The sequence below is a fragment of the Roseovarius sp. CAU 1744 genome (genome assembly GCF_039839345.1).
Classification (GTDB): domain Bacteria; phylum Pseudomonadota; class Alphaproteobacteria; order Rhodobacterales; family Rhodobacteraceae; genus Roseovarius.
Genome location: NZ_JBDOQV010000003.1, coordinates 406,790 through 429,401, shown reverse-complemented (window position 1 = coordinate 429,401; position 22,612 = coordinate 406,790). Strand labels below are relative to the sequence as shown.

Below are 22,612 nucleotides of genomic sequence, written 5' to 3'. Positions count from 1 at the left end.
GGATACAGGTGTCGCCGACCCGATAGCAACCCCGATTGACCTTTTGATCGCCGCGTCCTTTAGTACGAGCCGGAATTCGCACAGCGCAGACAGCATGAATGACAGCAGTAAAATCCTGGCCGAGATGAACGACCGCTCCCGCGAGGTGTTTCGCCGCGTCGTCGAGGGGTACCTGGCCAGCGGCGATCCGGTTGGATCGCGCACCCTGACCCGCGACATGAGCGAGAAGGTCAGCGCCGCGACCATCCGCAACGTCATGCAGGACCTGGAATATCTGGGCCTGCTCGACAGTCCGCATATCAGTGCCGGGCGCATCCCGACCCAGGAGGGTTTGCGGATGTTCGTGGATGGGCTGCTTGAGGTCGGTGATCTGGAAAATTCCGACCGGCAGATGATCGACGCCACGATGGGCAGCAATTCCGACGACGTGTCTGCGGCGCTCGATCGTGTCGGTTCCGCGCTTTCGGGGGTGACGCGTGGCGCGTCGCTGGTGCTTGCGCCAAAACACGAGGCCGCGATCAAGCACATTGAATTCGTGGGCCTGGGCCATGACCGCGCACTGGTGGTTCTGGTCTTTGCCGACGGCCATGTCGAGAACCGTGTTTTTCACCCGCCACCCGGGCAGACGCCAAGTTCGATGCGCGAGGCGGCGAATTTTCTGAATGCCCTGATCGAGGGCAAGACCCTGTCAGAGGTGCAATCCGCCATCGCCGCCCAGATCGAAGCGCGCCGGCAGGAGATCGACCAGCTTTCCCACGCGATGGTCGAAAGCGGCCTTGCCGTCTGGGATGACGAGGGCGACACCTATGAACGTCTGATCGTACGCGGGCGGGCGAATCTGCTGGATTCCGAGGCGGGTGAGGAAGACCTGGAGCGTATCCGGACGCTGTTTGATGACCTGGAACGCAAGCGCGACATCGCCGAATTCCTGGAACTGACCGAAGAAGGCGAGGGCGTGCGCATTTTTATTGGCTCTGAGAACAAACTTTTCTCACTTTCGGGTTCCTCTTTGGTGGTGTCTCCTTATATGAACGCTGATCGAAAGATCGTGGGCGCGGTGGGCGTGATTGGCCCGACCCGCCTGAACTACGGACGGATCGTGCCGATTGTGGATTACACGGCACAGCTGGTTGGCAAGTTGATCGCTGACCGGGGTTAGAGGTGAAAGAGATGGCAGAAGCGAAGAACGAAGAATTCCTGGACGACATCGACGAGGCCCTGGCTGAAGAGCTAGAGGCCGAAACAGCTGAGATTACGGACGAAGAAGCAGAGATCGACGCGCTTCGTGCGGAACGCGATGCGTTGCAGGACAAGTTCATGCGGGCGTTGGCGGATGCGGAAAACGCGCGTAAACGATCCGACAAGGACCGTCTGGAGGCTGCCAATTACGGTGGCTCGAAACTGGCCCGAGATATGCTGCCTGTCTACGACAACATGAAGCGCGCGCTCGAATCAGCCACCGAGGAACAGCGCGCCGCAGCACCCGCCTTCTTCGAAGGCATCGACCTGACCATGCGTGAATTGCTGAACGTCTTCTCGAAACACGGGATCAAGCTGATTTCTCCCCAAGTGGGTGACCGGTTCGACCCCCAGGAACACGAGGCGATGTTCGAGGCGCCACTGCCCGGTACCAAGGCCGGTGACATCATTCAGGTGTCGGCCGAAGGGTTCATGCTGCATGAACGCATTCTGCGGCCGGCGCAGGTTGGTGTCTCGTCGATGAAGGAATAACCTGCTAGGCTGCCCGCACGAGGCAACTACAGGCAAGTACATGAACAGATTTTTTGCAGCTTTTCTGGCGCTGGCATTGTCCGCGCCTGCAAGTCTTGCGCAAACCTACCCGGCCTATGAAGAGCTTTACGTTAACGATTTCGCCGACCTGCTGACCGACGCGGATGAGGATGAAATTCGGGGCGACCTGCGTGAATTGCGCAATGAGCTTGGCATCGAGTTCACGGTCGTTACCATCGGCAGGATGGGTGACTATGGCCATGACGGTGCCATCGAACCCTTTGCCACCGGGCTTTTCAATCACTGGGGTGTTGGGAACGCGTCCCGCAATGACGGGGTGATGATGCTGGTCTCGCGCTACGATCGCGAAATGCGGATCGAGATCGGGTCAGGCTATGGTGACGCCAAGAATGCGCCGATGAAGGAAATCATCGACAACGTGATCATCCCCAATTTCCGGCAGGATGACTATGCCGGGGGCATCGCCGCCGGGGTCGATGCGGTCATCTACGACCTGACCGGCAGCTGGCACGGAGAATATGGCGCGCCGTTCTATGTCAAGGCGTGGAACGCACTGATGCGGATAATCTCGTGGCTGGGCAGCTGGATCTATGTCATCGCCGCGCCGCTATTGTTGCTGCCGGTGCAGGCCTATCGCCGGTGGAAACGCAACCATCCCCGCACCTGTCCGAATGACGGCAGCGAAATGCACCGGCTTGATGAAGGATGGGATGACAGCCACCTGCAAGAGGGGCAGATCACCGAGGAAAATCTGAAAAGCGTAGATTACGATGTCTGGCAGTGCCCGCAATGCGAACATGTTACGATCGAGGCCTACCGCGCCTGGTTCAGCCAATATGGCGCCTGCCGCAGTTGCAAGTTCCGTACGCTGGAAGGTGACACAACCACCGTCGAACCGGCCACCACATCCTCGACCGGCAAACAGAGGATCGATTACCAGTGCCACCATTGCCACGATACCTACACCGTCTGGCGCACGATCCCGAAGAAAAGCAAAAGCAGCTCGTCGTCGTCTTCTTCATTCGGTGGCGGATCGTCCAGCGGCGGCGGGGCCAGCGGCAGTTGGTAGGCGCGATTTAAGCTGGAATCGTGCCTGAATCGTTCAGGCTTTCGTAGCACTGTTACGGATTGAATGCCTGTCGGTTTCCGGGCCCGTTACTTCAACAGGTCCTTCAACTCGTAGATCAGGTTCAGCGCTTCGCGGGCGGTCAAATCATCGGGCAGGACCGTGGCCAATCTATCCTCCACCTCCGAATTCCTGACCGGCGCGGGCGGCGGCGGCGTGGCCGCGAAAAGAGGCAGATCGTCGATCAGCGCCTTTTGCGCGCCACCACCCTCCCTCTCGCCCTTCTCCAGCGCATCCAGCACGACGCGCGCGCGCGCCACGACCGCCTCGGGCAAGCCCGCCAGTTTGGCCACCTGCACACCATAGGACCGATCTGCCGCACCCTTGCGCACCTCGTGTAGGAAGATCACCTCGCCCTCATGCTCCTTGACCGCGACGGTGGCATTCTCGACCCGCTCCAGCTTCTCGCTCAGGTTCGTCATCTCGTGGTAATGGGTGGCGAACAGAGCGCGGCAGCGATTCACGTCGTGCAGATGTTCCAGCGTGGCCCAGGCGATCGACAGCCCGTCATACGTGGCAGTACCTCGGCCGATCTCATCCAGGATGACCAGCGCATGATCATCCGCCTGGTTCAGGATCGCCGCGGTTTCCACCATCTCGACCATGAAGGTTGACCGCCCCCGCGCCAGATCGTCCGAGGCACCGACGCGGCTGAAGAGCTGACTGACCAGCCCGATATGCGCCGTCTGTGCCGGTACGAAACTGCCCATCTGCGCCAGCACGGCGATCAGCGCGTTCTGGCGCAGATAGGTCGATTTACCGGCCATGTTCGGCCCGGTCAGCAACCAGATATCCGCGCCATCACCCAGATCGCTGTCATTGGCGATGAACGGCTCCCCGCCCTGCGCCCGAAGGGCCTGTTCGACAACCGGGTGGCGCCCGCCGTCGATTTTCAGGGATCGGCTGGCATCCACCTTCGGCCGGCACCAGTTTTCGGCCCGCGCCAGATCGGCCAGCGCGGTTGTCAGGTCCAGTTCGGCCAGTGCCCGCGCGGCGTGTGATACTTCGGCAGCACGGTCCAGAATGGCCGCTTTCAGGCTGTCATAGAGCCGCTTTTCGATCTCGATCGCGCGCCCGCCCGCGTTCAGGATCCTGGTTTCCATCTCGCTCAGCGGCTGCGTCGTGAACCGAACCTGATTGGCGGTGGTCTGGCGATGCTTGAACGTGTCGCTCAGCGGCTTCGACAGCATCTTGTCCGCGTGGGTGCTGGTCACTTCGACGAAATAGCCCAGCACGTTATTGTGCTTGACCTTCAGCGACTGAATGCCGGTCATCTCGGCATATTCGGCCTGCATTGCGGCAATCACGCTGCGGCCCTCATCGCGCAGCTTGCGGCATTCGTCCAGTTCCTGGTCATAACCTTCGGCAATGAACCCGCCATCGCGAGTCAGCAGCGGCGGCTCGGCAATCAGTGCCAGTTCCAACAGAGCAATCAGATCATCATGGCCGCTCAGCGCGGAACTTGCCCTGTCCAGCAGCTCCGGCAGTTCTTGCCCCGACAGCATTTGCGCCATTTCCGCCGCCTGAACCAGCCCGTTGCGGATGGCTGCCAAGTCGCGCGGCCCGCCGCGATCCAGACCCAGCCGCGACAGGGCGCGGTCCAGATCGGGCACCTTGCGCAGCGCCTCGCGCAGCTGGCCCGAGAACCGGGACTGCCCGACGGCAAACGCCACCGAATCGAGCCGCTCCCGGATTACGTCCAACTGGCGTGAGGGGCTGGACAGCCGCCGTTCCAGCAGGCGACCGCCCCCAGCCGTGACCGTCCGGTCCATCGCCGACAACAGCGATCCCGCCCGCCCGCCGGACAGTGCATGGGTCAGTTCCAGATTGCGCCGGGTCGCCGCGTCAATCTGAAGAACCTGCGCGTGATCCTCGCGTATCGGCGGCTGCAACAACGGCAGTTTGCCCTTTTGCGTGATCTCAAGATATTCGACGATTGCTCCCATCGCCGCCACTTCCGGCCGCGAGAACTGGCCGTAGGCGTCCAGCGTACCGACCCCGAACAAGTCACACAGCCGCTTCTCACCGCCGCTACTGTCAAAGGCCGCCCGTCCCAAAGGCGTGGCAGATGCGCCCGATTCAGTCACTATTTCGGCCAGTTCCGTAGCGTCGGCGATCACGACCTCGCTCGGTGACAGCCGGGCCAGTTCGGGGCCCAACCGCACCGCCGCCAGGGGCATGACCCGAAACGACCCCGTTGAAATATCCACCCAGGCCAGCGCGGATTCACCGCGTACTTCGGCGACGCTTGCCAGGAAATTATGCCGCCGCGCCTCCAGCAGGCTTTCCTCGGTCAGGGTGCCGGGCGTGACCAGTCGCACGACGTCGCGCTTTACAACCGATTTCGATCCGCGCTTCTTGGCCTCTGCCGGGCTTTCCAACTGTTCGCAGACCGCCACGAGAAAGCCTTTGCGAATGAGCGTCAGCAGATATCCCTCGGCGGCATGTACCGGCACCCCGCACATCGCGATATCCTCGCCCAGATGTTTGCCGCGCTTTGTCAGCGCGATATCCAGCGCCGCGCTAGCCTCTACCGCATCGTCAAAAAACAGTTCATAGAAATCGCCCATCCGGTAGAACAACAGCGCATTGGGATATTGCGTCTTGATCTCCAGATATTGCGCCATCATCGGCGTCACGGCTGATTTGGCAGACGTCACAAACACTCCCCCGCTGGTTCGGCAAACCTTACTGACCGCCGCGTCCGGACGAAAGCCAAATCCGCCTTCCGGTTGAGGCTTCTCGAAAGCCCGGCTATGCAGTGACATAACACACCCGTTTTACAGGCCCTGTCATGGCGAAATCCAAATTCACCCCGGAAGAGGCGCTGGCCTTTCACCTGGAACCCACCCCCGGCAAGTTCGAGATTCAGGCCACCGTGCCGATGACCACGCAGCGCGATCTGAGCCTTGCCTATTCGCCGGGCGTCGCCGTGCCATGCCTGGCGATCGAGGAAAATCCCGAAACCGCCTATGACTACACCAACAAGGGCAACCTCGTGGCGGTGATTTCGAACGGGACCGCGGTGCTGGGCCTTGGCAATCTGGGGGCGCTGGGCAGCAAACCGGTGATGGAAGGAAAGGCCGTTCTTTTCAAGCGCTTCGCCGATGTGAACTCGATCGATATCGAGTTGGATACCGAAGACCCCGAGGCGTTCATCAACGCGGTCAAGCTGATGGGGCCGACCTTTGGCGGCATCAACCTCGAAGATATCAAGGCGCCGGAATGTTTCATCATCGAACAGCGCCTGAAAGAGGTGATGGATATTCCCGTCTTTCACGATGATCAGCACGGAACGGCGGTGATCTGCGCGGCGGGGCTGATCAATGCCCTGCACCTGAGCGGCAAGAAGATCGCGGATGTGCGGATCGTGCTGAACGGTGCCGGGGCCGCGGGCATCGCCTGTATCGAATTGCTCAAGGCAATGGGCGCCCGGCACGAAAACTGTGTGGTTTGCGATACCAAGGGCGTGATCTTCCAGGGCCGGACCGAGGGCATGAACCAGTGGAAATCCGCCCATGCGGTCGACACCGATCTGCGCACGCTCGAAGAGGCGATGAAGGGCGCGGATGTATTCCTGGGGGTCAGCGTCAAGGGCGCCGTGACCGAGGACATGGTGGCGTCGATGGCGCCGGATCCGGTGATCTTCGCGATGGCAAACCCCGACCCCGAGATTACGCCGGAAGAGGCCCATGCCGTGCGGGCAGATGCGATCGTTGCCACCGGGCGCAGCGATTATCCCAACCAGGTCAATAACGTGCTGGGTTTCCCCTATCTGTTTCGCGGCGCGTTGGACGTGCACGCCCGTGCGATCAACGACGAGATGAAAATTGCCTGTGCCGAAGCGCTGGCCCGGCTGGCGCGCGAGGATGTGCCGGACGAGGTCGACATGGCCTATGGGCGCAAGCTGACCTTCGGGCGTGACTATATCATCCCCGCACCTTTCGATCCGCGCCTGATTCACAAGATCCCGCCGGCGGTGGCGAAGGCCTGCATGGATACCGGCGCCGCGCGCCGGCCGATCGTGGACATGGATGCCTATGAGGTCACGCTGAAGACTCGGATGGATCCGACCGCCAGCATCATGCGGTCGATCAATGCCCGTGCCCGCGCCGCCCAGGCCCGAATGATCTTTGCCGAGGGGGACGATCCGCGGGTGCTGCGCGCCGCGGTGCAATACCAGCGGTCAGGTTACGGTCATGCGCTGGTCGTGGGGCGGGAACCCGATGTGAAGGCCAAGCTGGAGGCCGCCGGATTGGGCGACGCCGTGGCCGAGTTGGAGATCGTGAACGCCGCCAATACCGATCACCTGGATCAGTACAAGGATTTTCTCTATTCCCGTCTGCAGCGCAAAGGCGTTGATCATCAAGATGTTCATCGGCTGGCCGCGCGAGACCGGCACGTGTTTTCGGCGCTGATGCTGGCGCATGGGCATGGTGACGGTTTGGTCACCGGGGCCACGCGAAAATCGGCGCATGTGCTTGAGTTGATCAATCACGTTTTTGACGCCGATGCGGAACATGGCGCGGTGGGCGTCACCGCGATCATGCACAAGGGCCGGATCGTGTTTATCGCCGATACGCTGGTACATGAATGGCCGGATCAGGAAGACCTTGCCAACATTGCTGAACGTGCCGCCGGCGTCGCCCGCCATCTGGGGGTCGAGCCGCGGGTGGCCTTTGTCAGTTTCTCGACCTTCGGCTATCCCCGGTCCGAGCGCGCGGAAAAGATGCACCAGGCGCCCAAGGTTCTGGAGGCGCGTGGCGTCAATTTCGAATTCGAAGGCGAAATGACCGTGGATGTGGCGTTGAACACTGTCGCGCAGGAGGCGTATCCGTTCCAGCGCCTGACCGGTCCGGCCAACGTGCTGGTTGTTCCCGCCCGCCATTCCGCCTCGATCTCGGTCAAACTGATGCAGGAAATGGGCGGCGCCACCGTGGTGGGGCCAATCCTGTCTGGTGTTGATCAGTCCATCCAGATCTGTTCGACGAATTTCACCGCCAATGACATTCTGAACATGGCCGTCCTGGCCGCCTGCAAGGTTGGCTGAGGCCAGATCAAGCCGAATCAGAGCCTGACGCGGAGCGCCCGCGACAACTGCGGCTCAGTGGCCGGACGCGAAAGGCGCGGCAGAACCCCAGAGCTGCCGAACGCGCGCATCACGCCCGCAGGCCTTGCGATACCGCTTGTAGGCCTCGGCCTGACGTTTGGGGCCAAACCGCGTCACCACCAGTTTTCGACCCTTGTAGTAATCCTGGTGATAATCCTCTGCCTCGTAGAAGGTCTTGGCGGACAGAACCGGGGTGACGATCTTGCGGCCCAATTCCTGCTCTGCTTTCGCCTTCACGGCATTGGCCAGCGATTTCTCGGCGTTATTCGACACGAAAATAGCTGTGCGATAGGTTTCGCCGCGGTCGCAGAATTGCCCGCCCGCATCCGTCGGGTCGATCGAACGGAAGAACATGTTCAGCAGCGTCTCGCGGCTGACGCGCGCCGGATCAAAGCTGATCCTGACCGCCTCGTAATGCCCCGTACCGCCCTTGCCCACCTGTTTGTAGGTCGGGTTCTTGATGTCGCCGCCGGTATAGCCTGATACCGCGCCGGTCACGCCCGGGACCGATTCGAAATCGGATTCGACGCACCAGAAGCAGCCACCCGCCACGATCAGCGTCTCGCTTTCGGCTGCATAGGCCTTGTGACACTGGATACCAATGCCGACAGCGATCAGCGCCGCCAGCAACCCGGTTTTGAAATGCCTGAATTCGATCGCCACCATGTCGGGCCCTCCGTTTTTCGCAGCTTGGCCCATCCGCGATCGACCGCCAAGCGGCTGAAACCAAATCTCACAGGCTGGTGACACCAATTTACTCCTTGGCGGGAGAACGGGGCCGAATTAGCGTGGCCTGTAACATTTTCACGGCTGAACCCAGCCATCACATGCAGGGAGAGACCCGACATGCGCGTTGCCATGTGGTCCGGGCCGCGAAATCTGAGCACGGCGATGATGTATGCCTTTGGCGCGCGCAGGGATTTTGCCGTTATCGACGAGCCGTTCTATGCCGCCTATCTGGCCAGGACGGGGCTGCGCCATCCCATGCGGGATCAAATCCTTGCAGCGCAGCCCACGGATCCGAATCGCGTTGTCGCCAATCTGCTAGGCACTATTCCCGCCGAAAAGCCACATTTCTACCAGAAACACATGACACAGCACATGATCGCCGGCATTCCGCGGGACTGGCTGGCGCAGGTTACCAATGTCTTTCTGATCCGGCACCCGGCGCGCGTCGCGGCCAGCTTCTCGGCCAAGTATGACGATCCCGGGCTCGAGGATATCGGTTTTGTCCAGCAGGCAGAACTGTTCGATCAACTGACAGCGCAAGGGGTGACGCCGCTGGTGATCGACTCGGCCGATATCCGGCGCGATCCCCAAGCCATGCTGAAACGGTTATGCGCCGCAATCGACCTGCCCTGGGATCCGGCGATGCTGCACTGGCCTGTGGGCGGTCATCCGGATGATGGCGTCTGGGCGGCGCATTGGTACGGGGCGGTGCATCGGTCCACCGGATTTGCCCCGGCCGAGGGGGAGCTGCCCCAGCTTACCGCTGCGCAACGTGCCCTGAGCGATGCGGCAATGCCCTATTACGAAAAGCTGAAGCGGCACCGGCTTTGATACGCCCGCACGTCGGATACCGAAATTCACCCGGCGCCTGCGCCAAGACCGGAGTTCGGGTTCAATCCACACAGGGCTGGGGCCGTTAGCCTTTCAGCCGCCTGTCCCGCGCGGCAAGAAGCTTCAGCCTGAGCGCGTTGAGCTGGATGAAACCGGCCGCGTCCTTCTGATCGTAGGCGCCGGCATCCTCCTCGAAGGTCACATGCGCCTCGGAATAGAGCGAGTGATCGGACCAGCGGCCAACCGTGCGAACCGATCCCTTGTAAAGCTTCACCCGCACGGTCCCGGTGACGTGATCCTGCGAGGCGTCGATCGCGGCCTGCAGCATCCGGCGTTCGGGGCTGTACCAGAACCCGTTATAGATCAGCTCGGCATATTGCGGCATCAGCTGATCCTTCAGGTGCATCGCGCCGCGATCCATGGTGATCGATTCGATGCCGCGATGGGCCTCCAGCAGGATGGTACCGCCCGGGGTTTCGTAGATACCGCGGGATTTCATGCCCACGAACCGCCCCTCGACCAGATCCAGCCGCCCGATCCCGTGCCTGCCGCCATATTCGTTCAGCCTGGTCAGGAGGGTCGCGGGGCTCATCGCCTCGCCATTGATGCTGACCGCGTCGCCTTTTTCAAAGCCGATCTCGATGAATTCGGCGTCGTTCGGGGCATCCTCGGGGTGTACGGTGCGCTGATAGACATAGTCCGGCGCGGCCTCGGCCGGATCTTCCAGAACCTTGCCCTCTGAGGAAGTGTGCAGCAGGTTGGCATCGACCGAGAACGGTGCCTCGCCGCGCTTGTCCTTGGCGATCGGAATCTGGTTCTTCTCGGCAAAGTCGATCAGCTTGGTGCGGCTGGTCAGATCCCACTCGCGCCAGGGCGCGATCACCTTGATCTCGGGGTTCAGGGCATAGGCCGCCAGCTCGAACCGCACCTGGTCATTGCCCTTGCCGGTGGCACCGTGGGCTACCGCATCGGCGCCGGTCTCGGCCGCGATTTCGACCAGGCGCTTGGAAATAAGCGGCCGGGCGATCGAGGTACCCAGCAGGTAGAGACCTTCGTAAACCGCATTGGCGCGGAACATCGGAAAGACGAAATCGCGCACGAATTCTTCGCGGACATCTTCGATAAAGATGTTCTCAGGCGCGATGCCCAGCAACTCGGCCTTCTTGCGCGCGGGTTCCAGCTCTTCGCCCTGGCCCAGGTCGGCGGTAAAGGTCACCACCTCGCAGCCATATTCGGACTGCAGCCATTTCAGAATGATCGACGTATCAAGGCCGCCGGAATAGGCCAGCACAACTTTCTTGGGCGCGGACATCTCGTTTCCCTCATGTCAGATTTGCCCGGCGCTTATCGGGTTTTGCGGCGCGGGGCAAGGTCGGGGCTTGCATGACTGCCCCGGCTGCGTCACAGATCAGCGGATGAAGAGTTTTCAGGACCGGGCCCGCGAGGCCGAGGCGGCGATGCGCGAAGTATTCGCGGAGACGCCGTTGCAGCGGAACGATCATCTGTCTGACAGGTTCGGCGCGGACATTCTGCTCAAGCGCGAAGACCTGACGCCCGTGCGGTCATACAAGCTGCGCGGGGCGTTCAATGCCATGCGCAAGGTTCTGGCGGCGGCCCCGGACACCAGCCGGTTCGTGTGTGCCAGTGCGGGCAATCACGCGCAGGGCGTTGCCTTCATGTGCCGGCATTTCGGCGTTCAGGGCACGATCTTCATGCCGGTCACGACACCTCAGCAGAAAATCGGACAGACCGAGAAATTTGGCGGCTCGTCGATCGAGGTCAGGCTGACCGGGGATTATTTCGATGACACGCTGGCCGCAGCACAATCCTATTGTGACCAAACCGGGGGTCATTTCCTGTCGCCGTTCGACGATGAGGACGTGATCGAAGGTCAGGCCTCGGTCGCGGTCGAAATCATGCAGCAGATGGAAGGGCTGCCCGACCGGATCATCATGCCGGTGGGCGGTGGCGGGCTGTCCGCCGGGATCCGCAGCTTCTTCGGCGCCAAGATGGGCTATACACTGGTTGAACCGGCGGGCGGTGCCTGTCTGAACGCGGCGCTGGCGGCGGGCGCGCCCGTGACCCTGGGCCAGATCGACAATTTCGCCGATGGCGCCGCGGTGGCGCGGATCGGCGAAAGGACTTTTGCGCGGCTCGCCGATCTTGATCCAAGCGATGCGGTCACCGTGCCCGAGGACCGGCTGTGCACCACCATGCTGGAGATGCTCAATGTCGAAGGCGTGGTGCTGGAGCCCGCAGGCGCGCTGGCAGTCGACGCGCTCAGCGATGTGGCGGAGGAGATCGCGGGCAAGACGGTGGTCTGTGTCACCTCGGGTGGCAATTTCGATTTCGAGAGGCTGCCAGAGGTCAAGGAACGGGCGCAACGGTATATCGGCGTCAAGAAGTACTTTATTCTGCGGCTGCCGCAGCGGCCCGGTGCGCTGAAGGAATTCCTGACGATGCTCGGGCCCGAGGATGACATCGCGCGGTTCGAATACCTCAAGAAATCGGCACGAAACTTCGGCTCGGTCCTGATCGGGATCGAAACCAACAGGGCCGACAATTTTCTGGTGCTGGAACGCAAGCTTGTCGCTGCGGGGTTTACGTATCGTGACATCACCAATGACGATGTGCTGGCACAGTTCCTGATCTAGGCCGCGTCCGGTTTATCAAGGGATGCGAGAAATTCGGCTTTGGACGCCGCATAGGCGGCCTTCAGGGCATCGGTGTCCACCGGAGTATTCGCCCGTGCGGCCAATTCACTGGCCTGGCACAGCTCGGAAAAATGCGTGAAACCCAGGTTCAGCGCGCTGCCTTTGAGGAAATGCAGGGTCGATTCCAGGCTCTGCTGATCGGCATCTACCCCCAGCTTGGCCATCTCTTCCTCGACCTCTTCCAGGAAGATCTCGACCACTTCGGCGAAGTCATCGGCACCGATTTCGTCGCGCAGTTCGTTCACTCTGTCCCAGTCGATCATATCTGGTTTCCCCGTTAAACGCGCGGCGAGCCTGACGTGAAAACGTTAACAAACTACGCTGTCAGGCGCAGAAACTCGGGCCAATTTTAGCATTCATTCGCTATTAAGCGGCAGGCGCCAGATTGCGCGTGTTCAGGCTAGGACGGTGCAGGTGACTTTAACGGCGACATCAACTGATCATGCGGCAGAGGCAGCAAATGCGATCCGGCAGGTGCTGGTCGTGGATGACAGCCGCCTGCAAAGGCGCATCCTCTCGGCGTCGCTGAAACGCTGGGGCTTTGATGTGCGCGAGGCCGAATCCGCAGCCGAAGCGCTGGAAATCTGCCGCGAGGCGCCGCCCGATCTGGTGATGAGCGACTGGATGATGCCCGGCATGACGGGCCCGGAATTCTGCCGTGAATTCAGACAGATGGCGCGCGATACCTACGGGTATTTCATCCTGCTGACCTCGAAGAGCGAGAAAGACGCGATTGCCCACGGGCTGGATGCGGGCGCGGATGATTTCCTGACAAAGCCCGTCAATGCGGCAGAGCTGCGGGCGCGGATTTCCGCCGGGGAGCGCATTCTCAGGATGGAGCGGGAGCTGACGGAAAAGAACCGGCTGATCACCTCCACGCTGGACGAATTGCAGGCGGTCTATGATTCGCTCGAGAATGACCTGATCGAAGCCAAGAAGCTTCAGCAATCGCTGGTCAGTGACCGGTATCGCGATTTCGGGCCGGCCGAAGTGTCGATGCTGCTGCAATCCTGCGGCCATGTCGGCGGTGATCTGGTGGGGATGTTCGTCGTCAATCCCACGCGCATCGGAATTTACGGCATTGACGTATCGGGCCACGGTATCAGCTCGGCGCTCATGACCGCGCGGCTGGCGGGATATCTCTCGTCCGCGTCGCCGGAACAGAACGTGGCGCTGGAAAGAAACGCGTCGGGGGACTTCGTTCCGCGCCCTCCCGCCGAGACGATCAAGATCCTCAACCAGCTGTTTCTCAGCGAAATAGAGACTGAACTCTACTTCACCATGGTTCTAGCCGATGTCGACCTGGAAACCGGACGGGTGAGCATGGCACAGGCCGGGCACCCGCACCCGGTGGTGCAGCGGGCCAGTGGCGCGGTCGAGGTTCTGGGCCGGGGCGGTCTGCCGGTGGGCCTGATTGACGGCGCGGAATATGACCAGTTCGATGTGTCGATGGGCCCGGGTGACAGGCTGATGATCTGCTCGGACGGGGTGGTCGAATGCGCCGATGACGCCGGCAACCTGCTGGGCGATGATGGCTTCGCCGCCATGCTGGCCGAGCTGCGCCAGACCCGCGGAACCGCCTGCCTGGAATCGATCATCTGGAAATTGTCGAACTTTGCCGGGGATCAGGATTTCACCGATGATGTCTCGGCCGTTCTGCTGGAATTCAGGCAAGCCGCCACAACGCTTTGACGAAATGCCGATCGCCGGCATTTACCAGCGCATCCGCCGCAACCCCGGGATCGGCCCAGAGGGTCGTATGCCCGTCCTCGGTCGGTGGACCAAGCCGGCGCGCCGGCCGGGCAAGGTAGATCGTGCAGATCTTTTCCGCCCAGAGATCATATTCCGGCATGTAGGTGAACCGGCGATAGGCGCCAAGCCGCCGCGGGTTGGCAATGGCCCAGCCGGTCTCTTCCATCACCTCGCGATGGAGCGCCCGTATCGGATGCTCGCCAGGGTCCACACCCCCGCCGGGCAGCTGCACTTCCGGCTCGGGCTCGGCCTGGTGGGTCAATAGCAGCGCGTTGTTGCGTTCGAGAATGGCGTAGACGCCGGGACGCATCGTGTAGCGCCGCGTCAGAATGGGGATCTCACCGAAACGTCGCATTTTTTGCCTCTTGGACCCCGTCTTGCCCTGCCTATATAGACGCGATATGCCAATAACCGGCGCACAAGGAAACCCCCATGACACTTGGACAGAAAATCGCCTGGGACGATACGATCCTGCCGTTCCAGCTGGACCAATCGGATATTCGCGGACGCGTGGCGCGGCTGGACGGCGTGTTGGACGGCATCCTCAAGCAGCATGACTACCCGCCCGTGGTCGAGGCGCTGGTAGCCGAGATGGCCCTGCTGACCGCGCTGATCGGTCAGACGATCAAGCTGCGCTGGAAACTTTCGTTGCAGGTTCAGTCGAAGGGACCCGTGCGGATGATCGCCACGGATTACTACGGCCCCGACAAGCCGGGCGGCAGCGCCCGCATCCGGGCCTATGCCAGCTTTGACCGGGATCGCCTGACGGAAGGCGCGCCCTTTGACCAGGTGGGCGAGGGCTATTTCGCCGTGCTGATCGACCAGGGCAAGGATACCGAACCCTATCAGGGGATCACGCCGATTGCGGGCAGCGGGCTCAAGGATTGTGCCGAGGCCTATTTCGCCCAGTCCGAGCAGTTGCCCACCCGGTTTTCGCTGAGCTTCGGCAAATCGACCGAGGCCGGCGGCGAAGAGCATTGGCGCGCCGGTGGCGTGATGCTGCAACATATGCCCAAGGCATCCCCCCACGCGCAGGGCGGCGGGTCCGGCGAGGGTGGCCTGCTGGAGGCCCGCGACATCGTGGATGGCGACGACCTGGAAAACTGGAACCGGGTCAACACGCTATTGGACACGGTCGATGATCTTGAACTGATCGGCCCGTCGGTGGCGCCCACGGATCTGCTGGTGCGCCTGTTTCACGAGGAAACGCCGCGGGTGTTCGATACCCAGCCGGTGCGGTTCGGCTGTACCTGCACCGAAGAGCGGGTGCGCAGCAGCCTGTCGATCTACTCGGCGCGCGACATCGAGAAGATGACGACGCCCGAGGGCACGGTGACCGCCGATTGCCAGTTCTGCGGCGCGCATTACACGCTGGATCCCAAGACCTTGGGATTCGAGGCCGAAAGCGACCCCGGTGACAGCGCCTGATCCCCTGCTGCCGGTGATGGCGGCGCTGTCGAATCCCAGGGCCGCATCGTCCGATTTTGACCTGAACCCGGATGTTGTCCTGCCGCCGGGGCGCAAGCTGCGCCCGGCAGGTGTTCTGGTGCCGATCCTCTGCCGGGGTTCGCAGGCGCGGCTTTATCTGACGAAACGGTCATCGGCGCTGAAGCACCATCCCGGACAGATCGCCTTTCCGGGCGGCAAGCAGGATGAGGGCGACGCGGACATTATCGCCGCCGCCCTGCGCGAGGCATCCGAAGAGATCGGGCTGGACCCGGCGAATGTGGAGGTGCTGGGCCAGATGCCGCCGCATGAAACCGTGACCGGCTTTACCGTGACGCCGGTGGTGGCACGGGTGCTTGCGCCCTTTACGCCACGTGCCGAGGCGGGCGAGGTCGAGGAGGTTTTTTCGGTGCCGCTGGATCACGTGATGACGCCGGCAAACTATCTGATCCAGTCGCGTCGCTGGCGGGGGTCGCGGCGTCATTATTTCACCGTACCTTTCGGTCCCTATTACATCTGGGGCGCGACGGCGCGTATTCTTCGGTCGATGGCCGATGCGGCGGAACCGGCATGAAAATCTCGGGCAGCTGGATCAACAGGCCCGCCTCGCAAGCTGTCTGCGCGATGCTGACGGAGGCCGGGCATCAGGCATTGTTCGTCGGCGGTTGCGTACGCAATGACCTGTTGCACGAACCCGTGGGCGATATCGACATCGCGACCGACGCCCGGCCCGAAACCGTGATTGAGCTGGCCGGAAAGGCGGGGTTCAAACCGGTGCCGACGGGGGTGGAGCATGGCACGATCACCGTGGTGGCGCATGGTCTTCCGCACGAGATCACAACCTTCCGCAAGGATGTCGAAACCCATGGCCGCCATGCCACGGTCGCCTTTTCGACAGAAGTGGCCGAAGACGCGCGCCGCCGTGATTTCACCATGAATGCGCTTTACGCCACGGCCGATGGCGCGGTGCTTGACCCGCTGGATGGTCTTGGGGATCTGAAGGCCCGGCGCGTGCGGTTCATCGACGATGCCGGGCAGCGCATCCGCGAGGATTACCTGCGCATCCTGCGATTCTTCCGGTTCCATGCCTGGTATGGCGATCCGGCGGGGGGTCTTGATTCTGACGGCCTGGCCGCCGTGGCCGCCCATCTGGACGGGCTGAAGGGGTTGTCGCGCGAACGCGTCGGCGCCGAGATCATCAAGCTGCTGGCAGCGCCTGACCCGGCCCCGTCCGTGGCCGCAATGCGCGCGGCCGGCGTGATGACGGTGGTCTTGCCGGGCGCCGATGATCGGCTGCTGGCGCCGCTTGTCTACCTGGAATCGCACACCGATACCGGGCCTGATCCGCTGCGGCGTCTGGCCTGCCTTGGCGGTGGAGACCCGAAGGAGCTGCTGCGTTTGAGCAAGGCACAGGCCCGCCAGCTTGACTTGCTGCGGTCCGAAATCGCCTTGGCCCGAACGCCGGCAGAGCTGGGGTATCGTTTTGGCGCCGATGCGGCACGAGACATTGTCTTGCTGCGCGCGGCGATGTCCGGGCAGCCCATTTCGGAACGGCACCTGAAGGACATTGATCAGGGCGCCGGGGTCACCTTTCCGATCGCGGCCAGCGATCTGATGCAGGAATATTCCGGTCCGGCGCTGGGCGCGCGTCTGAGATTGCTCGAGCAGCGGTGGATCGATTCGGGTTTTGTGCTGACAAGAGACGCATTGCTGAACCGATGACGCGCTATACGATCAACCGGCTGGGTCACCAGGGCGACGGGATCGCCGATGGGCCGATCTTTGTACCGATGACCCTGCCCGGCGAAGTCGTGAAAGGTGATCTGGATGGCAATCGACTGAACAATGTGAAGATCGAGACCCCGTCACCTGATCGCGTCGCCGCCCCGTGTCGGCATTTCCGGTCATGCGGGGGGTGTCAGCTGCAGCACGCATCTGACGGCTTTGTCGCCGGGTGGAAAACCGAAGTCGTGGCAACGGCGCTGGCGGCGCATGGGCTTGAGGCGCAGTTTCTGCCGGTCAGCACCTCGCCGCCCTGCAGCCGTCGCCGTGCGACCTTTGCCGCACGACGCACGAAAAAGGGCGCCTTGGCTGGATTTCATGCCAAAGCCTCGGACGTGGTGGTGGAAATTCCCGGCTGTCAGCTGCTGCACCCGGATCTGATGGCGGCGCTGCCGGTGGCGCAGGCGCTTGCGGTTGCCGGGGCCAGCCGCAAGAACGGCATATCGGTGGCGGCAACGCTCAGTCTTGGCGGGTTAGACCTGGCGGTCAGCGACGGCAAGCCGCTGGACGGAACGCTGCGGATTGCGCTGGCCCACCTCGCCGAGCGTCACGATCTGGCGCGGCTGGCCTGGGACGATGAGGTGATCGTGACCCGCCGGGCACCGGAACAGCAGTTCGGCCCGGCCCGTGGGGTGCCCCCGCCGGGGTCTTTCCTGCAGGCCACGTCCGAAGGTCAGGCGGCATTGCTGTCCGAGGTCGCCGGCATTACCGAGGGCGCAAAGCGGATCGTTGACCTGTTCGCCGGGTGCGGCACCTTTGCCCTGCCGCTGGCCGCGCGCGCCGAAATCCACGCGGTAGAGGGAGACGCGGCAATGATTGGCGCGCTGGACGACGGGTGGCGCAAGACGCAGGGGCTGAAGGCCGTCACCCACGAGGTGCGTGACCTGTTTCGGCGTCCGCTGATGCAAGATGAACTGGCGCCTTTCGATGCCGCGGTGATCGATCCGCCGCGCGCCGGGGCGCAGGCTCAGGTGGCCGAGCTGTGCCGGTCTGGCATCCCCCGGATCGCCTATGTGTCCTGCAATCCGGCAAGTTTCGCGCGCGACGCGGCCGCGCTGGTTGCCGGCGGGTACACGCTGGGCCCGGTGCGCGTGGTGGACCAGTTCCGGTGGTCCACGCATGTCGAACTTGTCGCAGAATTCACGATCAAAACCGAGTGATCGTCGCATTAGGTCTATCCGCCGGAGGGGTTTCCCGCTTAGAAAGGGTTTGAGCAGTAATAAAATAACAGGTGTAAGAATGCGGATCGTGAGATATCTGGCACTTGTCGTGCTTGTTGCGGGCCTATCGGCGTGCAGCAGCTCGAAATTCAGGACGTATAACGGCCCCGAGGTGACGCAGATCATCGTCCAGAAGGCAGATCGCAGGATGTACCTGTTACACCACGACAAGGTGCTTGAATCCTACGACATCGAGCTGGGGTTCGCGCCGGAGGGGCACAAACAGTTCGAAGGCGATGGCAGGACACCCGAGGGCACCTATCGGATCGACCGCCGCAACCCCAACAGCGATTTCCACCTGTCGATCGGTATCTCCTATCCGAATGCGCGTGATTTTGCGCTGGCCAGGGCGGCAGGCAAGAGTCCGGGTGGCGATATTTTCATCCACGGCCGGCCGAACAAGAAATCAGGCAACGGGCCTGACTGGACCGCCGGCTGCATCTCCGTCACCAACAAGGAGATGGAAGAGATCTATGCAATGGTCAAAGACGGGACATTGATCACGCTTCGGCCGTGACGGGCTATTTTCCCATCACCAGCGTCCACCAGATCTTGCCGTTATTTTCCTGAAGCCAAGAGAATCCCATGTCTCTGGCATCGGGGGCTAGAATGACCTGACGGGTGTTGGGCTTGTCCATCCAGGCAGAAAGCGTTTCAAGCTCAGTCTCGAACGTCTCGGAAATGTTTTCGCCAACAAGCTGCCCCGGATAGCCGACACGGGCGACGCGGTCGATCGGCGACGATCCGTCCGATCCAAAATGCCAGGGCCGGTTCTGGACCGACATATCGCGGGAATGGGTGGCGGCGGCGGCGTTCAGCTTTGCGTTCAGCTGTACCGGGGAAGCCCCGGCAGCCTGCCGCAGGGAGTTGACGGAATCGAGCATGCGAAACTGGATCTTGGCGGTATCGCCCGCACGGATTTTGTAGACACGCGGCAGCGGCTTGCCGTCTGACCCGGTCTGCGGTGGCGTGGCACAGGCCGCTAGAAGTACCAGTGAGGACAACAGCAAAACAAGTATTCGCGACATGATTCCAAAGCCACCAGATTGATTTCGTTGGACAGCCATATCCCGAGCCGCGCCGTGATTCAAACCCAGTTCGCGTAAGTTTGCCTGTTTGCGAATGTTTGGTTTGTGACTGAGGCTTTCACATCATATCGTCCGCGGCTAGAGTGTGGATGCAATTATCAGGAGTTCTGACATGTCCACCAAATCCAGAAAAGACCTGAACAGACGCGCATTCATCGCCGGTACGGCTTCGGTCCTCGGGGCACCGGTGCTTGCCCAGACCGTCGACGGGGTTGGTACCGTCGAGATGGAAAAGGACATCACCGAAACCGTGCGCCGCAATATTTCAAGCTTCCGGGCGTTGGATTGGCAGCCTTATTTCTCGAACCTGAGAAGCGGGGCGATCCTTGTCGATATTTCCTCACGCGCCTTACATTTCTGGGAGGAGAACGGGCAGTATGCACTCTACCCGTCCAGCGTTCCGTTGTCCGAAGAACTGACCCGGCGCGGCCGCACGAAAGTTGTGCGCAAGGTCGAAGGCCCAAGCTGGCGCCCGACACCGTCGATGTTGAAGCGGAACCCGGACTGGCCGGCATTTGTCGGCCCTGGCCCCGACAACCCGCTGGGAACGCACGCTCTTTACCTCAGCTGGACCTACTACCGGATCCACGGCACACACGATACCCGCAAGATCGGTCGCCGGTCCTCGAACGGGTGTATCGGGCTCTACAATGAACATATTGCCCAGCTCTTCGCCAAATCGAAAGTGGGCACCCAAGTGTTGCTAATTTGACGAAAATTGAAGCATATCTGCCAGATTGTGCGCGAGATTGCTTTGCAAGCAGCTGATTCTGCTGTTTAGAGGCCGTCACGAGGTAACTTTCCTGTTACCGACTTCGCAATTTCGTGATGTCGGACGGATATCTGGAGGATATTATGAAGAAACTCGCACTTGCAGCAGCATTTGCCGCCGCCGCATCGACCGCATTTGCCGGTTCGATGGAAGAACCCGTCATGGAAGCCCCTGTTGTTGTTGAAGAAACAGCCGCCAGCTCCTCGGCCGTCGGCATCTGGGTTCCGCTGCTTCTGATTGCCATCGTGGCTGCAGTTGTTGCGCACGACTAATCGTCGAGCACATTGAAATCCTGGCAAAGCAGCGGTTCGCCGCTGCTTTCTTGTTCCGGGCGGCAGAATCGCGTCAGCCGATCCAACCTTTCAGATTGTCATCGATTATGGCTGCCAGCGCCTGAATATGCGCGTCGCCATCATTGAGGCAGGGAATATAGGTAAATTCCTCACCGCCGGCCTGTTCAAAGCTTTCGCGGATCTCTTCGTTGATCTCTTCCAGCGTCTCGATGCAATCCGCTGAAAACGCCGGCGCTATGACGGCGATCTTCTTTTTTCCTTCATCGCGGGCCAGTCGTGCAACCTCATCCACGGTATAGGGCTTCAGCCACTCTTCGGGGCCGAAAACCGATTGGAAAGTCGTGGTGATCTGCGTGCTGTCCCATCCCAGCCTTTCCCTGAGCAGCCGGGTCGTTTTCTGGCACTGGCAATGATACGGATCGCCCTGCCGCAGGTAGCGTATCGGCATCCCGTGATAGGACACCACCAGCATGTCAGGCCGCGCGGCGATATTGGCATAGGCCTGTTCGACGGAGTCTGTCAGCGCGTCGATAAAAAGCGGATTCTCGAAATAGGGCTCCACCACGCGGGCCGTCGGCTGCCAGGTTTCTTCCATCAACGCGCGAAAGAACTGGTCGTTCGCGGTGGCCGATGTCGCACCGGCGTAATGCGGGTAGAGCGGAAAGAACAGAATGCGGGTGCAGCCCGCATCAACCATCCGGCGTACCTTGGACCTGGTTGACGGGTTGCCGTAACGCATACAGAAATCGACCATCACCTGATCGCCATGGCGGTCTCGCATCACATCGGCCAGCTTTTCGGTCTGATCGCGGGTGATCGTCATCAACGGGCTTTCGCCTTTTTCCTCGTTCCAGATGGATTTATACGCGGCCCCGCTGCTGAAGGGGCGTTTCGTGAGGATGATCAGCTGCAATAGCGGTTGCCATTTCCATCGCGGATAGTCGATCACCCGCCGGTCCGACAGGAATTCGTTCAGATAGCGCCGCATCGACCAGTAGTCGGTGTTATCCGGCGTACCCAGATTGGCCAGCAGGATGCCAGTCTTGGCGGGGCTGACATTGGGGTGATCGCCGGGGGCGTTTTCCGGGCGACGTGCGTCAGACATTATGATCAGTCCCTCTTTCTCGCGGATTTGGACACCGACATAGCTGCCAACGCGACAAGGTCAATCTTTTAGCGGCGTTTCCGTGGCCCCGAGGGCATCGGCCAGCCTTGCCGAGGCCGAGCCCGGGCGCAGCGGTTGCGGCTGGCTGGCATCCGGCGCCCAGCCGGTCAGGAAGATCAGCTCGAATGTGGCCGTGATCCGCCCGTCGGCAGTTCCGAACCTGTTGCGGTAGATGTCTTCGGCGCGGTCGATCAGCTGCCGCCGGGCACCGCGTTTTTGCCGGCCTGCCAATGCGTTGCCTTCGCCCATGGCGCGCAGGTCACGCATCAGGTGTCGGGGCGAGGCATAGGTGACGGTCATCGGCAGGCTGTCAGCCACCGGCAAGGCAAAACCGGCGCGTTGCAGCAGCGCACCCAGGTCGCGAATCTCGGCCATCGGCGCCACGCGGGGGGACAGGCCGCCAAACAGGTCCGATTCCGCCTGCGCCAGCGAAGCGCGCAATTCATGCAGGGTTTCACCGCCAAAGAGTACGCCCAGGAACAGGCCGTCCGGCCTAAGCGCCCGGCGGATCTGGATCATCTGTCCCACCGGGTCATTGGCCCAATGCAGGCACAGCGCGTGAAGGGCAAGGTCATGGGATTGCGGCTCCAGCGCCAGGGTCTCGTCATCGGGTACGCACCGGGCCTGCGGAAAGGCAGCCTTCCAGAACGCCGGGAACCCGCTGACCACGGCGGTATCGCTAAAGGTTTTGTTAACCAGTAGCAGGCGATCCTTGATCTCATCACGGGCCGCTTCGTGCAGGAACAGGGCCGGATTCCCGGTTCGGAGCGCGCGGTGGCGGTTGCGGGTCAGGGCCGTGCGGTCGGTCAGCATATTCATGGCGGGGACAATA

At 61.7% G+C, this 22,612-nt stretch carries 22 protein-coding genes; 14 read left to right on the top strand and 8 right to left on the bottom strand.

Annotation, left to right across the window (positions count from 1 at the left end):
* The first annotated feature begins 94 nt into the window (after positions 1-94).
* The 3 genes from hrcA to AAFO92_RS08520 are packed head-to-tail and all read left to right on the top strand — an operon-like array spanning position 95 to position 2,821.
* Positions 95-1,159 (top strand): heat-inducible transcriptional repressor HrcA, encoded by a 1,065-nt coding sequence (gene hrcA / locus AAFO92_RS08530; protein ID WP_347534291.1) that lies wholly within the window; start codon positions 95-97, stop codon positions 1,157-1,159.
* Positions 1,160-1,170: 11 nt separating this feature from the next.
* Positions 1,171-1,731, top strand: a complete 561-nt coding sequence (locus AAFO92_RS08525) for a nucleotide exchange factor GrpE (protein WP_347534290.1) — start codon at positions 1,171-1,173, stop codon at positions 1,729-1,731.
* 40 nt (positions 1,732-1,771) lie between these two features.
* Complete coding sequence (locus AAFO92_RS08520) at positions 1,772-2,821, top strand: TPM domain-containing protein (protein WP_347534289.1); 1,050 nt, start codon at positions 1,772-1,774, stop codon at positions 2,819-2,821.
* A gap of 86 nt (positions 2,822-2,907) precedes the next feature.
* On the opposite strand, the gene mutS is transcribed toward AAFO92_RS08520, so the two are convergent.
* Positions 2,908-5,508: a DNA mismatch repair protein MutS gene (gene mutS, locus AAFO92_RS08515; RefSeq protein ID WP_347534338.1), complete on the bottom strand. Its 2,601-nt coding sequence runs from the start codon at positions 5,506-5,508 to the stop codon at positions 2,908-2,910.
* 164 nt (positions 5,509-5,672) lie between these two features.
* On the opposite strand from mutS, the gene AAFO92_RS08510 reads away from it, so the two are divergent.
* Positions 5,673-7,928 carry an NADP-dependent malic enzyme gene (locus AAFO92_RS08510; protein ID WP_347534288.1) on the top strand — a complete coding sequence of 752 codons (2,256 nt, stop codon included), beginning with the start codon at positions 5,673-5,675 and terminating at the stop codon, positions 7,926-7,928.
* Between the two features lie 54 nt (positions 7,929-7,982).
* On the opposite strand, the gene msrA is transcribed toward AAFO92_RS08510, so the two are convergent.
* A complete protein-coding gene (msrA, locus tag AAFO92_RS08505; RefSeq protein ID WP_347534287.1) occupies positions 7,983-8,654 on the bottom strand; it encodes a peptide-methionine (S)-S-oxide reductase MsrA in 672 nt (223 codons plus the stop codon).
* Between the two features lie 180 nt (positions 8,655-8,834).
* Between msrA and AAFO92_RS08500 the strand changes: the two genes are divergently transcribed.
* Positions 8,835-9,548, top strand: coding sequence for an HAD family hydrolase (locus tag AAFO92_RS08500; RefSeq protein WP_347534286.1), 714 nt, complete (start codon positions 8,835-8,837; stop codon positions 9,546-9,548).
* Positions 9,549-9,633: 85 nt separating this feature from the next.
* On the opposite strand, the gene AAFO92_RS08495 is transcribed toward AAFO92_RS08500, so the two are convergent.
* A complete protein-coding gene (locus AAFO92_RS08495) occupies positions 9,634-10,860 on the bottom strand; it encodes an argininosuccinate synthase (protein ID WP_347534285.1) in 1,227 nt (408 codons plus the stop codon).
* A gap of 103 nt (positions 10,861-10,963) precedes the next feature.
* Between AAFO92_RS08495 and ilvA the strand changes: the two genes are divergently transcribed.
* Complete coding sequence (gene ilvA, locus AAFO92_RS08490) at positions 10,964-12,202, top strand: threonine ammonia-lyase IlvA (protein WP_347534284.1); 1,239 nt, start codon at positions 10,964-10,966, stop codon at positions 12,200-12,202.
* Here ilvA and AAFO92_RS08485 read toward each other — a convergent pair.
* Positions 12,199-12,525, bottom strand: a complete 327-nt coding sequence (locus AAFO92_RS08485) for an Hpt domain-containing protein (protein WP_347534283.1) — start codon at positions 12,523-12,525, stop codon at positions 12,199-12,201. The genes ilvA and AAFO92_RS08485 overlap by 4 nt on opposite strands.
* Positions 12,526-12,676: 151 nt before the next feature.
* Between AAFO92_RS08485 and AAFO92_RS08480 the strand changes: the two genes are divergently transcribed.
* Positions 12,677-13,954, top strand: a complete 1,278-nt coding sequence (locus AAFO92_RS08480) for a fused response regulator/phosphatase (protein WP_347534282.1) — start codon at positions 12,677-12,679, stop codon at positions 13,952-13,954.
* Here the strand turns inward: AAFO92_RS08480 and AAFO92_RS08475 are convergent.
* Complete coding sequence (locus AAFO92_RS08475; protein ID WP_347534281.1) at positions 13,929-14,369, bottom strand: NUDIX hydrolase; 441 nt, start codon at positions 14,367-14,369, stop codon at positions 13,929-13,931. The genes AAFO92_RS08480 and AAFO92_RS08475 overlap by 26 nt on opposite strands.
* Positions 14,370-14,446: 77 nt before the next feature.
* Between AAFO92_RS08475 and AAFO92_RS08470 the strand changes: the two genes are divergently transcribed.
* From AAFO92_RS08470 to AAFO92_RS08450, 5 genes are all read left to right on the top strand, one after another.
* Positions 14,447-15,442: an Hsp33 family molecular chaperone HslO gene (locus tag AAFO92_RS08470; protein WP_347534280.1), complete on the top strand. Its 996-nt coding sequence runs from the start codon at positions 14,447-14,449 to the stop codon at positions 15,440-15,442.
* A 16-nt stretch (positions 15,443-15,458) separates the two neighbouring features.
* Positions 15,459-16,034: a CoA pyrophosphatase gene (locus AAFO92_RS08465; protein ID WP_347534337.1), complete on the top strand. Its 576-nt coding sequence runs from the start codon at positions 15,459-15,461 to the stop codon at positions 16,032-16,034.
* Positions 16,031-17,182 (top strand): CCA tRNA nucleotidyltransferase, encoded by a 1,152-nt coding sequence (locus tag AAFO92_RS08460; RefSeq protein WP_347534279.1) that lies wholly within the window; start codon positions 16,031-16,033, stop codon positions 17,180-17,182. Before AAFO92_RS08465 ends, AAFO92_RS08460 begins: the two co-directional genes overlap by 4 nt.
* Positions 17,179-18,402 (top strand): class I SAM-dependent RNA methyltransferase, encoded by a 1,224-nt coding sequence (locus tag AAFO92_RS08455; RefSeq protein WP_347534278.1) that lies wholly within the window; start codon positions 17,179-17,181, stop codon positions 18,400-18,402. Before AAFO92_RS08460 ends, AAFO92_RS08455 begins: the two co-directional genes overlap by 4 nt.
* Before the next feature lie 79 nt (positions 18,403-18,481).
* Positions 18,482-18,979, top strand: coding sequence for a L,D-transpeptidase family protein (locus AAFO92_RS08450; protein WP_347534277.1), 498 nt, complete (start codon positions 18,482-18,484; stop codon positions 18,977-18,979).
* A 4-nt stretch (positions 18,980-18,983) separates the two neighbouring features.
* On the opposite strand, the gene AAFO92_RS08445 is transcribed toward AAFO92_RS08450, so the two are convergent.
* Entirely contained in the window at positions 18,984-19,490 is a 507-nt protein-coding gene (locus AAFO92_RS08445; RefSeq protein ID WP_347534276.1) for a CAP domain-containing protein, read from the bottom strand.
* Between the two features lie 172 nt (positions 19,491-19,662).
* Here AAFO92_RS08445 and AAFO92_RS08440 point away from each other — a divergent pair, with 172 nt between their 5' ends.
* Positions 19,663-20,262 (top strand): L,D-transpeptidase, encoded by a 600-nt coding sequence (locus tag AAFO92_RS08440; protein WP_347534275.1) that lies wholly within the window; start codon positions 19,663-19,665, stop codon positions 20,260-20,262.
* Between the two features lie 143 nt (positions 20,263-20,405).
* Positions 20,406-20,594, top strand: coding sequence for a hypothetical protein (locus AAFO92_RS08435; protein WP_347534274.1), 189 nt, complete (start codon positions 20,406-20,408; stop codon positions 20,592-20,594).
* 73 nt (positions 20,595-20,667) lie between these two features.
* On the opposite strand, the gene hemH is transcribed toward AAFO92_RS08435, so the two are convergent.
* Both hemH and AAFO92_RS08425 read right to left on the bottom strand, forming a co-directional pair.
* A complete protein-coding gene (gene hemH, locus AAFO92_RS08430; protein ID WP_347534273.1) occupies positions 20,668-21,720 on the bottom strand; it encodes a ferrochelatase in 1,053 nt (350 codons plus the stop codon).
* A 60-nt stretch (positions 21,721-21,780) separates the two neighbouring features.
* Positions 21,781-22,599: a methyltransferase domain-containing protein gene (locus tag AAFO92_RS08425; protein ID WP_347534272.1), complete on the bottom strand. Its 819-nt coding sequence runs from the start codon at positions 22,597-22,599 to the stop codon at positions 21,781-21,783.
* Positions 22,600-22,612 lie beyond the last annotated feature (13 nt).

Excerpts from the sequence above, each read along its gene's own strand:
- hrcA (WP_347534291.1), top strand. The coding sequence starts at position 95 with ATGAATGACAGCAGTAAAATCCTGGCCGAGATGAACGACCGCTCCCGC.
- AAFO92_RS08525 (WP_347534290.1), top strand. The coding sequence starts at position 1,171 with ATGGCAGAAGCGAAGAACGAAGAATTCCTGGACGACATCGACGAGGCC.
- AAFO92_RS08520 (WP_347534289.1), top strand. The coding sequence starts at position 1,772 with ATGAACAGATTTTTTGCAGCTTTTCTGGCGCTGGCATTGTCCGCGCCT.
- mutS (WP_347534338.1), bottom strand. The coding sequence starts at position 5,508 with ATGATGGCGCAATATCTGGAGATCAAGACGCAATATCCCAATGCGCTG.
- AAFO92_RS08510 (WP_347534288.1), top strand. The coding sequence starts at position 5,673 with ATGGCGAAATCCAAATTCACCCCGGAAGAGGCGCTGGCCTTTCACCTG.
- msrA (WP_347534287.1), bottom strand. The coding sequence starts at position 8,654 with ATGGTGGCGATCGAATTCAGGCATTTCAAAACCGGGTTGCTGGCGGCG.
- AAFO92_RS08500 (WP_347534286.1), top strand. The coding sequence starts at position 8,835 with ATGCGCGTTGCCATGTGGTCCGGGCCGCGAAATCTGAGCACGGCGATG.
- AAFO92_RS08495 (WP_347534285.1), bottom strand. The coding sequence starts at position 10,860 with ATGTCCGCGCCCAAGAAAGTTGTGCTGGCCTATTCCGGCGGCCTTGAT.
- ilvA (WP_347534284.1), top strand. The coding sequence starts at position 10,964 with ATGAAGAGTTTTCAGGACCGGGCCCGCGAGGCCGAGGCGGCGATGCGC.
- AAFO92_RS08485 (WP_347534283.1), bottom strand. The coding sequence starts at position 12,525 with ATGATCGACTGGGACAGAGTGAACGAACTGCGCGACGAAATCGGTGCC.
- AAFO92_RS08475 (WP_347534281.1), bottom strand. The coding sequence starts at position 14,369 with ATGCGACGTTTCGGTGAGATCCCCATTCTGACGCGGCGCTACACGATG.
- AAFO92_RS08470 (WP_347534280.1), top strand. The coding sequence starts at position 14,447 with ATGACACTTGGACAGAAAATCGCCTGGGACGATACGATCCTGCCGTTC.
- AAFO92_RS08465 (WP_347534337.1), top strand. The coding sequence starts at position 15,459 with ATGGCGGCGCTGTCGAATCCCAGGGCCGCATCGTCCGATTTTGACCTG.
- AAFO92_RS08460 (WP_347534279.1), top strand. The coding sequence starts at position 16,031 with ATGAAAATCTCGGGCAGCTGGATCAACAGGCCCGCCTCGCAAGCTGTC.
- AAFO92_RS08455 (WP_347534278.1), top strand. The coding sequence starts at position 17,179 with ATGACGCGCTATACGATCAACCGGCTGGGTCACCAGGGCGACGGGATC.
- AAFO92_RS08450 (WP_347534277.1), top strand. The coding sequence starts at position 18,482 with ATGCGGATCGTGAGATATCTGGCACTTGTCGTGCTTGTTGCGGGCCTA.
- AAFO92_RS08445 (WP_347534276.1), bottom strand. The coding sequence starts at position 19,490 with ATGTCGCGAATACTTGTTTTGCTGTTGTCCTCACTGGTACTTCTAGCG.
- AAFO92_RS08440 (WP_347534275.1), top strand. The coding sequence starts at position 19,663 with ATGTCCACCAAATCCAGAAAAGACCTGAACAGACGCGCATTCATCGCC.
- AAFO92_RS08435 (WP_347534274.1), top strand. The coding sequence starts at position 20,406 with ATGAAGAAACTCGCACTTGCAGCAGCATTTGCCGCCGCCGCATCGACC.
- hemH (WP_347534273.1), bottom strand. The coding sequence starts at position 21,720 with ATGTCTGACGCACGTCGCCCGGAAAACGCCCCCGGCGATCACCCCAAT.
- AAFO92_RS08425 (WP_347534272.1), bottom strand. The coding sequence starts at position 22,599 with ATGAATATGCTGACCGACCGCACGGCCCTGACCCGCAACCGCCACCGC.